Source organism: Arthrospiribacter ruber (assembly GCF_019343195.1).
Classification (GTDB): Bacteria; Bacteroidota; Bacteroidia; order Cytophagales; family Cyclobacteriaceae; genus Arthrospiribacter; species Arthrospiribacter ruber.
The window spans coordinates 641,703-657,592 of sequence record NZ_RPHB01000002.1; the positions used below are offsets into that span (position 1 = coordinate 641,703).

At 41.6% G+C, this 15,890-nt stretch carries 10 protein-coding genes; 4 read left to right on the plus strand and 6 right to left on the minus strand.

Translation table 11 applies throughout. The features are described from left to right. Positions 1–51 precede the first annotated feature (51 nt). Positions 52–1,770: a lysine--tRNA ligase gene (lysS, locus tag EGN73_RS05705; protein ID WP_219287561.1), complete on the plus strand. Its 1,719-nt coding sequence runs from the start codon at positions 52–54 to the stop codon at positions 1,768–1,770. A gap of 113 nt (positions 1,771–1,883) precedes the next feature. Continuing rightward, positions 1,884–3,098, plus strand: a complete 1,215-nt coding sequence (locus EGN73_RS05710; protein WP_219287562.1) for an arginine deiminase — start codon at positions 1,884–1,886, stop codon at positions 3,096–3,098. Between the two features lie 389 nt (positions 3,099–3,487). Here EGN73_RS05710 and EGN73_RS05715 read toward each other — a convergent pair whose 3' ends face one another. Further along, positions 3,488–3,865 carry a hypothetical protein gene (locus tag EGN73_RS05715; RefSeq protein WP_219287563.1) on the minus strand — a complete coding sequence of 126 codons (378 nt, stop codon included), beginning with the start codon at positions 3,863–3,865 and terminating at the stop codon, positions 3,488–3,490. Continuing rightward, a complete protein-coding gene (rlmD, locus tag EGN73_RS05720; RefSeq protein WP_219287564.1) occupies positions 3,862–5,274 on the minus strand; it encodes a 23S rRNA (uracil(1939)-C(5))-methyltransferase RlmD in 1,413 nt (470 codons plus the stop codon). The genes EGN73_RS05715 and rlmD overlap by 4 nt, the downstream gene beginning before the upstream one ends. 156 nt (positions 5,275–5,430) lie before the next feature. On the opposite strand from rlmD, the gene EGN73_RS05725 reads away from it, so the two are divergent. Together EGN73_RS05725 and EGN73_RS05730 are read left to right on the plus strand one after the other, a co-directional pair. Then, a complete protein-coding gene (locus EGN73_RS05725) occupies positions 5,431–6,243 on the plus strand; it encodes an SDR family oxidoreductase (protein ID WP_219287565.1) in 813 nt (270 codons plus the stop codon). Between the two features lie 4 nt (positions 6,244–6,247). Then, entirely contained in the window at positions 6,248–10,174 is a 3,927-nt protein-coding gene (locus EGN73_RS05730; protein ID WP_219287566.1) for an AAA domain-containing protein, read from the plus strand. A gap of 9 nt (positions 10,175–10,183) precedes the next feature. On the opposite strand, the gene EGN73_RS05735 is transcribed toward EGN73_RS05730, so the two are convergent. The 4 genes from EGN73_RS05735 to recQ form a co-directional block, all read right to left on the minus strand. Continuing rightward, positions 10,184–10,627, minus strand: a complete 444-nt coding sequence (locus tag EGN73_RS05735; protein WP_219287567.1) for a gliding motility lipoprotein GldH — start codon at positions 10,625–10,627, stop codon at positions 10,184–10,186. Position 10,628: 1 nt separating this feature from the next. Further along, on the minus strand, positions 10,629–11,930 hold the full coding sequence (locus EGN73_RS05740) for a PSP1 domain-containing protein (protein ID WP_246611478.1): 1,302 nt from the start codon (positions 11,928–11,930) through the stop codon (positions 10,629–10,631). A 132-nt stretch (positions 11,931–12,062) separates the two neighbouring features. Continuing rightward, positions 12,063–13,361 (minus strand): phosphoribosylamine--glycine ligase, encoded by a 1,299-nt coding sequence (gene purD, locus EGN73_RS05745; RefSeq protein WP_219287569.1) that lies wholly within the window; start codon positions 13,359–13,361, stop codon positions 12,063–12,065. Between the two features lie 15 nt (positions 13,362–13,376). Then, on the minus strand, positions 13,377–15,557 hold the full coding sequence (recQ, locus tag EGN73_RS05750) for a DNA helicase RecQ (RefSeq protein WP_219287570.1): 2,181 nt from the start codon (positions 15,555–15,557) through the stop codon (positions 13,377–13,379). Positions 15,558–15,890: the final 333 nt, after the last annotated feature.

Sequence of the window (15,890 nt, forward strand, 5' to 3'; positions counted from 1 at the left end):
TTGGGAGGTGCGGATCTGAAGCACCTTATAAAAATAAACACAACGCAAAAAATGCAACTACTTAGCGAACAGGAGATAGAAAGAAGAAAAGACAGAGAAGAATTGATGAAATTAGGCATCAATCCATATCCTGCATCCTCTTTCCCTATCAATGTGACTGCGGAGGATATCCACAGAAATTACGAAAACAGAAAAAACGATTACAAAAACATCTCTATTGCCGGAAGGCTGATGACCCGGCGAATAATGGGCTCCGCATCTTTTGCGGAAATCCAGGACTCTACAGGGAGACTTCAGATCTATGTAAGAAGAGACGACATCTGCCCGGAGGAGGACAAGACCCTCTATAATACAGTGTTCAAAAAACTTCTCGGAATAGGTGATTTCATCGGCGTCAAAGGTTATATATTCACTACACAGACTGGGGAAATTTCTCTGCATGTAACTGAACTGACCATCCTTTCCAAAGCCGTAAAACCACTTCCTGTGGTAAAGCGAGACGATGAAGGAAATGTATATGATGGATTTACCGATCCTGAACTTCGCTACAGACAACGCTATGTAGACCTCACAGTCAATCCTGAAGTAAAGCAGGTATTTATCACAAGGTCGAAAATCATCAGCAACATGCGGAGATATTTCGATAATCATGGTTGGTTGGAAGTGGAAACCCCCATCCTTCAGCAGGTTCATGGAGGAGCGGCTGCAAGGCCATTCCAGACCCATCACAACACTTTGGACATGCCATTGTACCTAAGAATCGCCAATGAACTCTACCTCAAAAGACTGATTGTAGGTGGATTTGATGGAGTGTATGAGTTTGGGAAAATGTTCAGAAATGAAGGAATGGACAGGACCCACAACCCTGAATTCACTTCCATGGAGATCTATGTGGCCTACAAAGATTACATCTGGATGATGGAAATGGTCGAAGAGCTGCTGGAAAAGGTAACGGCATCCATTCACGGCACCACCAAAGTTAAGGTAGGGGAAAAAGAGATTGATTTTGCAGGTCCTTACAGACGCTTGAGCATGTATGATTCCATTAAGGAATATGCCGGCATAGATGTCAGTGAAATGGATGAGGAAGGCCTGAGAAAAGTATGTGCCGACCTTGGCATTGCAGTGGATGACAGCATGGGCAAAGGAAAGCTCATTGACGAAATATTCGGAGAAAAAGTAGAAGCCAACTTGGTACAGCCTACTTATATCACCGACTACCCTATCGAAATGACCCCATTGGCCAAAAAGCACCGAAGCAAAGATGGCTTGGTAGAAAGGTTTGAGCTTTTTGTCAATGGCAAAGAAATCGCCAATGCTTACACAGAGCTTAATGACCCTATCGATCAAAGAGAAAGGTTCGAGGACCAGTTGAAACTTGCAGCAAGAGGTGATGATGAAGCAATGGCCATGGACGAGGATTTCCTACGCGCCCTGGAATACGGCATGCCGCCCACTTCAGGGCTTGGAATTGGCATAGACAGATTGACCATGTTGCTCACCGACAATTCTACCATTCAGGAAGTGCTGTTTTTCCCTCAGATGAGACCGGAGAAAAAGGTCAAAATCGCATCTGATGAAGATTTGATGAAAGAAGGTATTCCGGAAGGCCTGATTCCGGTGATCCGGGACCTGAATATCCATACCATCGAGCAACTTAAGGAAATGGATGCCAACAAGTTGTTTAACGATGTCTGTGGAAGAAGAAAAAAACTAAAGCTTCAAGTACCCAACCCTACCAAGGAAGAGGTAGAAGGCTGGCTTGCTTAAAATACAAAAACCAATCAATCCTAAAACCGGAAAGCACATAGCTTCCGGTTTTTTTTTGATCATATTTTCAATAATTTACCGTATCCTTACAAATTAAGGTTAAATTTTACACCATGAATCTCCGACTTAACTCCGAATTTGGCACTTTGAAGGCTGTACTGATGCACAGGCCTGCCAAAGAAATAGATAGACTTACTCCCTACAATAAAGAATACCTTCTTTTTGAAGATGTTCCATATTTGGAAGCCATGCAGAAAGAACATGATTTTTTCAGCAATCTTATCAAAGAAACTACTGGTGCAAGGGTTTACAGGCTACATGAACTGCTTATCCAAACGCTTACAAACAGAAAAATACTCGAAGAATTGATGCTTCAGGCACTGAAACCTTCCAATCTTTCTTATCTCAAAGATCAGATACTGGATAGGCTGTCCACCGCCGAATGCGCCCTGGCATTGACTGCAGGAATCAAAGTCCATGAACTGAAACGGAAAATCCCTAACCTTCAGGCCAATGAACTGATGGATTATGCCTTCATCATTCCTCCCAGCCCAAATCTATATTTCCAGAGAGACCCCATGGCCATTACTCCAGGAGGCATTGTGTTTTCCAGTATGAAAATGGAAGGAAGGCAGCGTGAAGCCAATATCCTTAAAGCCATTTTTGAAAATCATCCTGATTTCAAAGAAAATGTGAACCAAATTTACCCTTTGGAAGGTCAAAACTCCTCCCCAAGTATAGAAGGTGGAGATATCATCATTTTATCCCAAAAAGCAGTTGCAATAGGAAATTCAGAGCGTACTGATGCCAAAGCCATATATCAGGTAGCCAAAGCTTTGCTGGCAGAGGGCACCGTAGAACGGGTCTATGAAGTACACCTTCCTGAGAGGCGAAACTACATGCATTTGGACACCGTGTTTACGATTCTGGATGAAAACCTGGTACTTACCTATCCCGATGCTCTCAATTCGGTGCTGCAAACTTCCCTTTATACCTTAAAGGAAATTCAGGAAGACAAAGTGCACATCAAAAGGCAAGTCCTAAAAGAGTCATTGCTGACGGTATTGGAAAGAGAAATCCCTCACCTTGAAATCTTGTCCACAGCAGATGGCAATCCTGATTACTCCATGAGAGAACAATGGTTTGATGGTGCAAATGTATTCGCCATCGGGCCGAGGCGGGTGATCTCATACAACCGAAACAAGCATACCAACACTGCCCTTCGAAATATGGGGGTTGAGGTGCTGGAAATCCCCTCTTCAGAGCTTTCCCGTGGACTTGGCGGACCTAGGTGCATGACCATGCCCATCAGTAGGTCAAAAATTTAGGGATTGGGTGAGGTGGATTTTAGATTGAAGATTTTAGATTGAAGATTGAAGATTGGAGATTGGAGATTGGAGATTGGAGATTGGAGATTGGAGATTGGAGATTGGAGATTGGAGATTGGACCAGCTTTCTGGTCATTTGTCTTGAATCTTGATGAATGACATTTACGAAGGACGATTTACGAGGCTGTTAGGTAATCTTACCTCCCGTCTGATCCTAAGCCGATATTATCTCAAATTTCTTTCGCCAAAAACTTCTTGATTCATTATTCATCATTCTATATTCGAAATTTTGAATATCGAACATCGAACTTCCAATAATGAATTTCGAAGGAAATATGTCGTTATCTCTCTCTTCTCAACTCTCGCTTCTATTCTCTAACCTCTCCCCATCAATCTTCCGGATACGGAATATACACAAAGCTGGTAAAATCCTTGTCTACCACAAAAAGGCAACAAAACTCATCGGGATCTTTGTAGGCCTTTTCAAAATCTTCAATCAGTTCTTCGGAGACTAGCTTCCTCTGCAAAAATTCATCTATATAGGTGATGTAATAATTCCAATCCAGTTTCTTTTCATCTTTACCCAAAAGCAATTGACCTATGGGCTGCTCTTCTTTGGATATCGGAAAAATCGGATATTTGGAGAATTTTCTGCTCCTCACCTGATAAGAAGCTTCTTTGAGCACCTCTGAAACTTTGACAAAATCCTTGGTAATTGTCCCGAGGTATTTGCCATTCAATTCCGGATCATTAAAATCTGATATCATAATCTTTTCAAAGTTAAGCGTACTACATTTTCCACATGATAAGTCTGAGGAAACATATCGACAGGCTGAATTTTATCTACTTGATATTTTTCCGAAAGCAAAGCCACATCCCGGGCCTGGGTAGCAGGGTTACAGCTTACATATACAATTTTCGGAGCTTCCAGCTTAAGCAGCATCTGAACTACATCATCATGCATTCCTGCCCTTGGAGGATCGGTAATGACCACATCAGGCCTTTCATGCTTGCTGATAAACTCTTCGGTGAGCATGTCTTTCATGTCTCCGGCATAAAACAGCGTATTTTCAAGGCCGTTGACCTCTGCATTGAGCTTCGCATCTTCAATGGCGGCTTCCACATATTCGATTCCGATTACCTGCTTAGCCTGCTTGGCCACAAAATTGGCAATAGTCCCGGTGCCTGTATATAGGTCATATACCACTTCATCACCCTGCAGGTCTGCCATTTCCCTTGTTACCTTATACAACTCATAGGCCTGTGCGGAGTTGGTCTGGTAAAAAGACTTTGGACCAATCCTGAATTTCAGCCCCTCCATTTCTTCTTCAATGTAAGGTTTACCGACATAAGTCACCACTTCCAAATCATGAAAAGTTTCATTTTTCTTGAGGTTGATGATATAAAGTAATGAAGTGATCTGGGGGAATTTTTCATTCAAAAATACCATCACAGTCTCTATCTCTTCCTTATGGTCTGCACCAAACTGCACGATCACCATACTTTCTCCTGTACTGCTGGTACGGATGATAAGGTTCCTGAGCAAACCTTCCTGATTGCGGATATCATAAAAACCAAGACCTTGCGCCAAAGCAAATTCACGCAGGCTATTTCTAACCTCATTGGAGATGTCATTCTGAAGGTAACAATGCTCAATGTCGACAATTTTGTCAAACATCTTTGGAATATGAAAACCAAGAGCATTTCTCTCAAACTGCTCCCCGGAATTGATTTCCTCTCTGGTCAGCCACCTGTTGTTAGAAAAAGTAAAATCCAGTTTATTTCTGTAATACCGGGTATTTTCTGAACCTAAAATCGGAAGGACATCCGGCATATTTTCCACTTTGGCTATGCGGTCAAACTGATCAATCACCTGCTGCCATTTATAATTTTTCTGAAGGTCATAGTGGATATGCTGCCATTTACAGCCACCACAGACTCCAAAATGACTACAAAACGGTTCTACCCTGTCTTTGGAATATTCGTGAAAGGCAATAGGCTCACCTTCCATAAAAGAACTTTTTCCTTTGGTAATCCTCACATCTACCACATCTCCGGGCGCTACATCTTTAACAAACACGACTTTCCCTTCATGGTGGGCAACACATTTTCCTTCAGCTGCTATCCTTTCTATTTTCAGGTTGGAGACAACCTTGTTCTTCATCTTTCTTGACATGGTCGCAAAATTAAGAAAAAAGGAATAGCCCTTTAGAAATTCCCTATAAATGCGCTCCATTTTCACGCTTAGCAATATTTATTTTTCCTTATCTAGCTTAAACATTTACTCCTCCCGCCTATATCTTTATCTTTAAGCCACAAAAGTCCATTTGAAATGAATTTGAAAGACAAAGTAGTGATCGTGACAGGTGCCACTTCTGGGATAGGGGAAGCATGTGCCCTCGCTTTTGGAAAAGAAGGTGCAAAGGTTGCCATTACGGGAAGGTCCCAAGTCAAAATCGACAACACCTTACACAGGCTTCAGCAACAAGGCATCACTGCAATAGGTATATTGGCAGATGCTTCCTCTGAAGAAGACAATGAAAAAGCAGCCATTGAGACTTTAAAAGCTTTTGGCCGGATTGATATCCTGATCAATAACGCCGGCATATCCATGAGGGCATTGTTCGAGGAGTTGGATCTCGATGTATTCAAAAAGGTAATGGATACCAATTTTTACGGATCTGTATATGCCACCAAATATTGTCTGCCTGAAATCCTGAAAAATAAAGGCAGCATCGTAGCCGTGTCTTCAATCAATGGATACAGGGGTACTCCTGCCAGGACGGCCTATACAGCCAGCAAGTATGCTATGAATGGTTTTTTTGAAGCACTACGGACGGAAGTAATGAAGCGTGGTGTCCACATCTTGGTGGCTTCACCTGGATTCACTTCATCCAACATCCGAAACAATGCCCTTACAGCCGACGGCAATACACAAGGAGAATCACCTCGGCAAGAAGACAAGATGATGAGTGCAGACACTGTAGCCAAACACATCCTATCTGCTACATTGAAAAGAAAAAGAGATATAGTACTTACCGGACAAGGTAAACTTGCCGTTTTCCTAAACAAGTGGATTCCCGGAACTATGGATTCCCTGGTTTACAAAACCATGGCAAAAGAAAAAGATTCGCCTTTCAAATAAGCCTATGCTCAAAGTCACCCTTCAAACCTACCTCAACAGACTGGTAGACTTGTCTAGCAGAAATAGGTCACTGTACATGCCCAAGCTTCCGGCAAGTCAAATGATAGATTTGAAGGACCTGAATTTCCTAAACGGTAAGGAAGATTTTGACATCATCAGAAACCTGATAGGCAAAAAAAAAGACATTCCTATTTGCCCCATCTTGGATCAAAGGGACAAACAAAATAATCAGCAGTCCTTAAGGCTAAAGAAATTGGCAAACCTATCTGAAACCCTCGCCTCAGAAACAGGAGAAAAAAGCCTTTATATAGCTTGGCCCTTTGTAGAAGGAAAATTGATCAATGGACAGCTGCTGAGATGCCCACTCATCCTTTTCCCGGTAAGTTTGTCAAATGATGGCAAAACCTGGACCCTTAAAAGACCAACAGGGGAAGAACCTGAACTGAACCAAACTTTCTTACTGGCTCTTGCCAATGCCCTATCCGAGGTTCCTGTCTCTTTTGATGAGCAAAATCCTCTAGCTGAGTTTGGAAAAGACCCTATAGAATTCCGAAATCAATTGTATGAATTCCTGAAAAAAAACTTCCCGGTCAACTTCAGCCAGGAACTCTACGAAGATAAAATCATAGGCTTCCCTGATACAGGAAAAGCATTGGATGAAGAGAGGCTTGGATTGGGGCAAATGAAACTCAGACCCTATGCGGTATTGGGCCATTTTTCACAAAAAACAAGCTTTTTGATAGGAGATTACGAGCAACTGTTGGAGAGGGAAAACCATCCCGATCTCGAGCACTTGTTTGAAAGTAAATTCACATTAGATGAGGGAAGCAAAACCAACAGAGAGGAGCAGTTGTACACAGTATTTCCTGTAGATTCCAGTCAGGAAAAAGTATTGAAAGCTGCCCGGTCTGGGCATTCCTGCGTGGTAGAAGGGCCTCCCGGAACGGGCAAGTCACAACTGATTTCCAATCTTGCGGTAGATTATATCAGCAGAGGTAAAAAAGTCCTGATTGTGTCCCAAAAAAGGGCAGCACTGGATGTGGTAGCCAAAAGACTCGCTGAAAAAGGATTCGGGGATTTTATCGGTCTGGTGCATGATTTTAGAGCAGACAGGAAAACACTTTTTCAGAAAATCCATAAGCAAATCCAACAGATTGACCGCTATCAGGAACTCAACAGGTCAATAGACGCTATACAATTGGAGCGCGAATTCTCCCAACTTTCCCGAACTGTAAACAACCTCAATGAATATTTTGAAGATTACCGAAAGGCCCTTTTCAACACAGAGGAATGCGGTATTCCTATCAAGGAGCTTTACCTAAGCTCCACACTTGAGGAGGAATCATTTGACCTTACCCAGCATTACAGGCACTTCACTTTTGACCAATCAAGTCAATTTGTAAGGAATATGAAAGAATTTGCTATTTATTACAGGCAATTTCAACAGCCGGATTCATTTTGGCTGCACAGGGTGGATTTCAGTAGCTTTGGCGCTAGCTCGCAGACCAGATTAAAGGAGGTGTTCGATGAGATTTCCAGCTTTAAAAAAGAGCTTGAGGCCAATTTCAGCATACATGGCGATTTTGAACCTTCTTTTATATTTCATCTTTTGGAAAAAAGAGTAAAACTCGAGCACTTGATCAAATCACTTGAAGACCCTGAGGTAATGAAGACCTACCAAAACCTGCAGACATATGACTCTGGAGCATTTGATCTGTTGTGGCTTCAGCACAAGATCGATATTGTAAAAAAACTTCTAAGTCAGGAAGGTGTGGAATGGAGCTGTCCTGAAAAAGAAATAGAAGATTGCCTTTCATTGGCCCTGCAATACAAAGAAAGTAAAAAACGATGGTTTGGAAACTTCAGATGGCCTTGGCAAAAAAACCGATTTGAAAAAATCCAGGAATTACTGATAAAAAATGGGCTGAAGGATGATGATCAGGGAATACAAACACTGATCACCAAGTTGGAAAACCGGCTGAACCTCAACCATCAGCTCACTTTACTTTCAGGCAAGAAATGGCTAAGCCTTCCCTCCCAGCCTTTTGATTTTTTAGATTTCAATCACTTCGGGAGGATACATGAAGAAGCTGTAAAATCCAGGCTTCTTATTGAAGACTGGAATCTGACAGGTCAATTTATCAACCAACTGCTTTTGACTCAGGAAAAGGGGAAATTATCTATCCTGCTGGAAAAAACTTCAATTTTGGAAAGCAAATTGCCAGCTTGGTATGTTTATCTTTCCAAGATTCAGGTCCAGCACCTTTTCGTACAATCTTTGGGCAAAGATATCCAACAGCTCCTTGATTCTCTTCCCAAAATTTTTGATCAGTTGGTAGGATTTGACCAGCTCCGAAGCAGAATTGGCCATAGCGATAGGGAACTGATGGAAAAAGTTCTGGACCATTACCCGGAAAGGTCTATAGATGAAATTTGTAATGTATTTATTGCAGGTTTGAAAAAAGCATGGATTGATCATATAGAAAAAAAATACCCTGTGTTAAGGGAAATCTGCACCCCTAAGTCCTCCAACCTTCAGCAAGAATTTATGGAAGCGGTCGAAAAAAAATGGCAGGTTTCCAGACACATTGTGGAGCTGAGGTTGAGAGAGCGGACATTCAAAAACTTAAAATTCAACAGGCTCGGAAATTTACTTACCTACAGGGAGCTTTCGCATCAGGTGAGTAAAAAGAAGCGGATATGGAGTGTCAGAAAACTGATAGCTGAATTTGAGACCGAAATTTTTGAATTGATGCCATGCTGGCTGGCTTCACCTGAGACAGTATCTGCCATTTTCCCACTTGAGCAGCATTTTGATTTGGTGATTTTTGATGAATCTTCGCAATGCTATGTAGAAAGAGGCCTCCCGGCCATGTTGAGAGGGAAGCAGGTGGTGGTAGCTGGAGACTCTCAGCAGCTTCAGCCATTTGACCTTTACCAGGTCAGATTAGAAACAGAAGAGGAAGGTGTGGAATTAGAGACGGATTCACTTTTAGACTTGAGCTCCAAATATTTTCAAAAGCACTGGCTTCAGGGACACTACAGGAGCCTTCAGCCTGAATTGATCCATTTTTCCAATCGGGAATTCTATGAAAACAAACTTGAGATGCTCAGCTCAAGAAAGCTTGTCAATCAAAACAGCATTCCATTTTCACTGCATAGAGCAGATGGCATTTGGGACAATCAGACCAACAAAGAAGAAGCGGAGCATGTAGTGTCAATTTTGAAAGCACTGCAAAAAGAGGATCCAAAGGATCAGATCGGTATCATTACCTTCAATTTTTTCCAGATGGAACACATCCGTGAGCAAATAGAAAAAGACCATATGATACATCTCCAAAAGGTAAAAGTGAAAAACATTGAAAATGTACAGGGGGATGAATTTGATCAGGTTATTTTTTCCATCGGATATGCCAAAAATAAAAAAGGCAAACTGATCGCCAACTTTGGAATGTTGTCCAAAAAAGGAGGGGTGAACAGGTTGAATGTTGCCATCACACGGGCAAGAAAAAAAATCCATCTGGTGACCAGCCTAAGTTCACAGGATTTTTCACCTAAGCAATTGAAAAACGAAGGAATTGCAAGCCTGAAAAACTACATAGAATTTGTCGAATCAGCTGTAAATGATGGGCAAATAACATACCCTGAACAGATATCCCAGGGATATGAGTACAGTTGGTTCTTGAAAAACAAATTGGAAGGACAAAATGGCACCTATACAATTTCCAAATACCCAGCTTCCCAATGGCTGGATCTTGTCTGGAAAAAAGGGTCTGAAATCGAGGGGGCCTACCTCACTGATGATCAGAGACTGTACAATGCCGTCAGTGCGAAAGAAGCATTTGTGTATCACCCTATTCAGCTCAAAGAAAAGGGCTGGCCCTACCAATTTGTCTTTAGCAGACAATATTGGCTGGGACAGCCATTATGACATCGGCAATTACTTGACTCTTTTCAGACCTACCGCTTCTATACCTTTTAGTTGGTCTACCCGCATATACTGGACAAAATGGATGCTTCTAAAATTTTCGCCTGATTCCAAAGGAAGGGTATCAAAGCGGGTATATGTATTTCCGAAGCCAGACCCAAGGGGTTTTCCGGAACTTTCGAAAAGCGGTATATTGATCAGTTGGGATTCAACCTCCTGACCCGTAGAATCAAGGAGAAAATACCTCAGATAGAGATTTCTAAACTCATAATCCTGATTGTACTTGACCGCGATAAGAGAAGATCTTGCTTCAAGCTCTTCGTCAAAATAAAAGGAAACGGTATCCTTCAAGTACCAGGATTGACTTTCCATCCCCTTGTACTTTTCAAACAGGCGATCGCTGTCACATCCCAAAAGCAATGACAAGACCAATATCAATAAATACCTGAGCTTCATGTCACTGATCTTTGTTTTGGTCTCCCTTATTCCGTGGTGGGAATCTTCTTCTACCTCTGTTTTTTGGTTTGGTTGGATTATCCTTGTTGCTATTGTCCAGCTCCTGCTTTTTGGCCTGGGGCTTATTGGAATTCCTATTCTGTCCTTCGTTTGGATTTCTTCTTTTTGGCCTATTCCCTTTAGGATTTTGTCTTTCCCTTGCTGCATTTTCGGGTTTTTCTCTATCCTGTTTTCGGGTATCCTCCCTCCTATTGGACTCAGCTTGTTGATTTTCCTGCCCCCCTGGCCTTGGTTTTCTTTTTTTCTTTTTTTTCTTTTTAGCAAATTTCTTATCCAGTCTTTCCAGCTCAAGTGTAGACTTGATAGCCTCATCGTCAAACTCCTTGGCTTTGTCATGAAGTAGATCAAAAGGCACTATCCCTTTTTCATTGAGCTCTTGGATTTCCCTTGCCCTTTCACAAGAGATGCTGAACCAGTTATTGTCATTGTTGTAACTGAACCACATCAACTTTCTGAAAATATCCGTTTTCTGAAGCTTAGCAGTCCCGGATTCCGTTTGTAGTGGTTTGTCAATGGAAGGCACATCTTCCAATGCCTGCATGTAGGTATCGAGTTCATAGTTGAGGCAGCATTTTAACCTGCCACATTGACCTGAAAGTTTACTCGGGTTTAAGGAGAGATTCTGATACCTTGCAGCAGCGGTTGACACGCTTTTGAAATCATGGATCCAGGTTGAGCAGCACAGTTCCCTTCCACAAATCCCTATACCTCCAAGTCTTCCGGCTTCTTGCCTAAGGCTTATTTGTCTCATTTCGACCCTGATTTTGAATTCAGAAGCCAAGAGCTTGATCAGCTCTCTAAAATCAACCCTATCATCCGCAGAATAATAAAAAGTTGCCTTGGAATTATCTGCCTGAAACTCCACATCGGAAAGCTTCATTTTTAAACCAAGCTCATCTATGATCTGCTTACTTCTGTATATGGTGGGCACCTCTCTGTTTTTGGCTTCCTCCCATCTTTCTATATCCTTTTGAGTTGCTATTCTGTAAATTCTCAGAATATTGTCATCATTTTTGATTTTTCTTTTCTGCATCTGAAGCCGGACTAGCTCCCCCTGTAGAGAAACATAGCCTATATGGTGTCCATTCGGTACATCCAACACTACTGGATCACCGGTGGTCAGGTGGAGATGATCTACATTTCTGTAGTACTCTTTCCTGCCTCCTTTGAATTTGATCTCCACTAAATCAGACTTATCTATTGTCGGTATGCCCATATGGGACAACCAATCAAAAGAATTCATTTTATTACAATCACTCGTACCACAAGTGCCGTTGTTTTGGCACCCCCCACTGTTCCCTGAAGTGGTAGAGCAGCTACTACATCCTGCCATAATTATATTAAGGGAGCTTTTTACTCCTCCTTTGATTTGGGTTTATTTGATTAGTTTCAATACGTCCTGACCAATATCCTTTCTAAAATATAGGTCATTCCAACAAATCCCGGAAACTGTCCCATAGGCATTTTCCAAGGCTTCCTCTATACTACTTCCCATTCCAGTAACAGCCAATACCCTGCCACCATTGGTAAGCACATTTCCGTTTTCTGCCAATTTGGTTCCTGCATGAAACACTTCACTGCCTTCTCTGCTATATGCTTCTGACAAGCCTTCTATTTTATCACCTTTGTTGTATGATTCCGGATAGCCTCCTGCAACCATAACTACAGTAGTCGAGGTAAAATCATGTAGCTCCAACACATAATTATCCAGTGTTTCATTACCCATGTGGATGAGCATTTCCAGAAAATCCGATTTGATCCTTGGAAGCACTGCCTGGGTTTCTGGATCACCCATCCTTACATTGTATTCAATGACATAAGGTTCCCCTCCAATATTCATAAGGCCAATGAACAGAAAACCTCTGTACCTAATTTCTTCCTTATGCAATCCTTCTATAGACGGCTTCACGACTTTTTCCTCCACTTTGGAAAGGAAAGCTTTATCTGCAAAAGGAACAGGACTTACTGCTCCCATTCCACCTGTATTCAACCCTGCATCTTTTTCACCGATTCTCTTATAATCTTTTGCCTCTGGAAGTATCCTGTAGCTCTTTCCATCGGTAGCCACAAATACAGAAAGCTCGATTCCATCGAGAAATTGTTCCACCACTACTTTTTGGGAGGCCTCTCCAAATTTGGCATCCAGCAGCATTTCCTTAAAAGATGATTCTGCTTCTCCCAATGTCTCACAGATAAGGACACCTTTTCCAGCTGCAAGTCCATCAGCCTTTAGTACTATTGGTAGTGTTTGGCTCTTTAGGTATTCCAAACCTTCCGAAAAAGTATCTTTGGTAAAAGTCTTAGAAGCCGCAGTAGGAACCCCATGTCTTTCCATAAATTTTTTGGAAAAATCCTTGGAACCTTCCAAATGGGCACCTCTTTGACCTGGACCTATCACTGGAATGTGGCTGATTTTTTCATTTCCTTCAAAGTAATCCACTACGCCTCTTACCAGAGGTTCTTCAGGCCCCACTACCACAAGTTCTATGTTTTTTTCCAAAACAAAAGACTGGAGCTTTTCAAAATCTGTGGGGGAAATGGCTACGTTTTCTGCTATTTGGGCCGTTCCGGCGTTTCCGGGGGCCACAAAAAGTTTGGTGCACTTTGGACTGTTTACAATCTTCCAAGCAAAGGCATGTTCACGGCCTCCGCTACCTAACAATAATATATTCATGGGTTGTTGTCTAATTTAATTAGCGTGGTCTGAAATGAATTTGATTCTGTACACACGGATTTCTTCTTCTGCAAAATCCTCGTCTTCCAATTCATTTAATGCCACTCTTATATTGTCTGTATCAGCAGTCATAAAATAATCATGGAGGATATCTTCTCTTTCCTCATCCATGATATTTTCTATGTAGTAATTGATATTCAACTTGGTACCACTGTAGATGATTTGCTCGATTTCCTGGAGCAACTCCGACATGGACATATTGAGATTGTCCGCAATCTCATCCAAGTTGATTTTTCTATCCACCTGCTGAATAATGGATATTTTTACTTTAGAACGGCTTCCTGCTGTCTTCACGACCACATCCGAAGCAGTAATGATTTCATTTTCCTCTACATAATTTTCAATCAGTTTCAGAAAAGATGTACCAAATTTAGCGACTTTTCCCATACCGACACCGTTGATCTGTGCCAATTCTTCTCTTGAAGTAGGATATACGGTCGCCATTTCTTCCAAGGAAGGATCTTGGAATATCACATAAGGAGGAAGCCCTTTGGCTTTGGCTACCTTTTTCCTCTCGGCTTTGAGGAGTTCAAAAAGCTTCTCATCATAGGCTTTACCTCCTCCGGCCGGAGCTTCTTCAGGGGTTTCATTTTCTATCATCCCTTCAAAGTCATGGTCTTTGTAAATAGGAAAGGCATATGGAGCTTTTAAGTATTCTTCTCCTTTTTTGGTAATCTTGATCACACCATAATTTTCGATGTCTTTTTCAAGAAAACCTCCGATCATGGCCTGTCTGATAACTGTCTTCCAAGTTCTCTCATCTTCATCTTTCCCTATACCAAACACCTTGAGCTTGTCATGCTTATAGCTGCTGATATAGTCATTGCTTTCTCCACGCACCACATTGACAATATGGTCCATATTAAAGCGGTTATTAGTCTCCTTTACAGCTCCAATCACAGCCTCCAAGTGCTCCATTCCTTCGAATTTCTCCTTTGGCTTCTTGCAGTTGTCGCAATGGCCACAATCTTCAGCCATCAACTCACCGAAGTAATGAAGGAGGAATTTTCTTCTACATATAGAGCTTTCCGCATAGGCAGCCATTTCCTGGAGAAGTACTCTGGCATTTTCACGCTCTGTTACTGGTTTGTCTTTATTGAATTTTTCCAGCTTGATGATATCATCATACTTGTAAAACATCAGACAATGCCCTTCTAATCCATCTCTACCTGCACGTCCTGTCTCCTGATAATACCCCTCAAGTGACTTTGGCACATCATAGTGAATGACATATCTGACATCAGGCTTATCTATTCCCATCCCAAATGCAATGGTAGCAACGATCACATCGACTTCTTCATTAAGAAAATCGTCCTGATTTTTGACCCTGACGTTTTGCTCCAGTCCGGCATGGTAAGGAGCAGCTTTGATGCCGTTTACCTTTAAGAGATCCGCAAGTTCCTGCACTTTTTTTCTGCTCAGGCAATAAATAATTCCGGACTTCCCTTTGTGAGATTTGATATATTTGATGATCTGTTTTTTGGTCTCATTTTTCACCTTAGGTCTTACTTCATAGAACAGGTTGGTTCTATTGAAGGAAGACTTGAAAATGTCGGCTTCTTCCATCTGCAAGTTGCGCTGTATGTCCTGCTGTACTTTAGGGGTAGCAGTAGCGGTCAATGCTACAATAGGGAGGTTGGAGCCGATCTGAGCGATAATGGACTTAATTTTACGGTACTCCGGACGGAAGTCATGCCCCCATTCAGAAATACAATGCGCTTCATCTATAGCCACAAAACTCAGCTTGGCATCTTTGAGAAAAAGAATATTGTCTTCTTTGGTGAGGGATTCAGGTGCCACATAGAGGAGTTTGGTTTTTCCTGCCAACACCTCTTTTTTCACCTTGGTCGTTTCAGATTTGTTCAATGTAGAATTGAGGAAGTGTGCATTGATCCCAAATGCATTGAGTTGGTCCACCTGATTTTTCATCAACGCGATAAGAGGTGAAATGACTATAGCAGTACCATCTTGGATCACTGCAGGAAGCTGATAGCACAGGGATTTCCCCGCTCCTGTTGGCATGATGACGAAAGTATTGCTACCATTCAAAACATTATCAACAATTGCTTCTTGATTGCCTCTGAATTGAGAGAAGCCAAATATTCTTTTAAGGTTTTCTTTGACGGTTTGATCCACAGTAAAATTGCTTTTTTAATGTTCCACCTAGAGGATAATCATTAAATGAATAAGGTTTTCTTTTTTTACCTTTGGTACAAATTTAATGATTCACAACAGTAATTTTGAAGTTAGTAAAAAATATTAAGAAAGCAGACAGAAAACCAAAGCAAGTCTAAATTGTTGATTGATTTTCGGCCAATTTTTATTTTTACTTCTCTTACTCTTTCGTAATTTCAGGTGGCTGTAGTTTTGATAAAATCTCAGTTATACGCTCCATTCATTACATCGCAAATAAATCAACCGAATAAAAACAAAAAGAACAAATATTCTCTGACAAGCCTTTAATGTTTC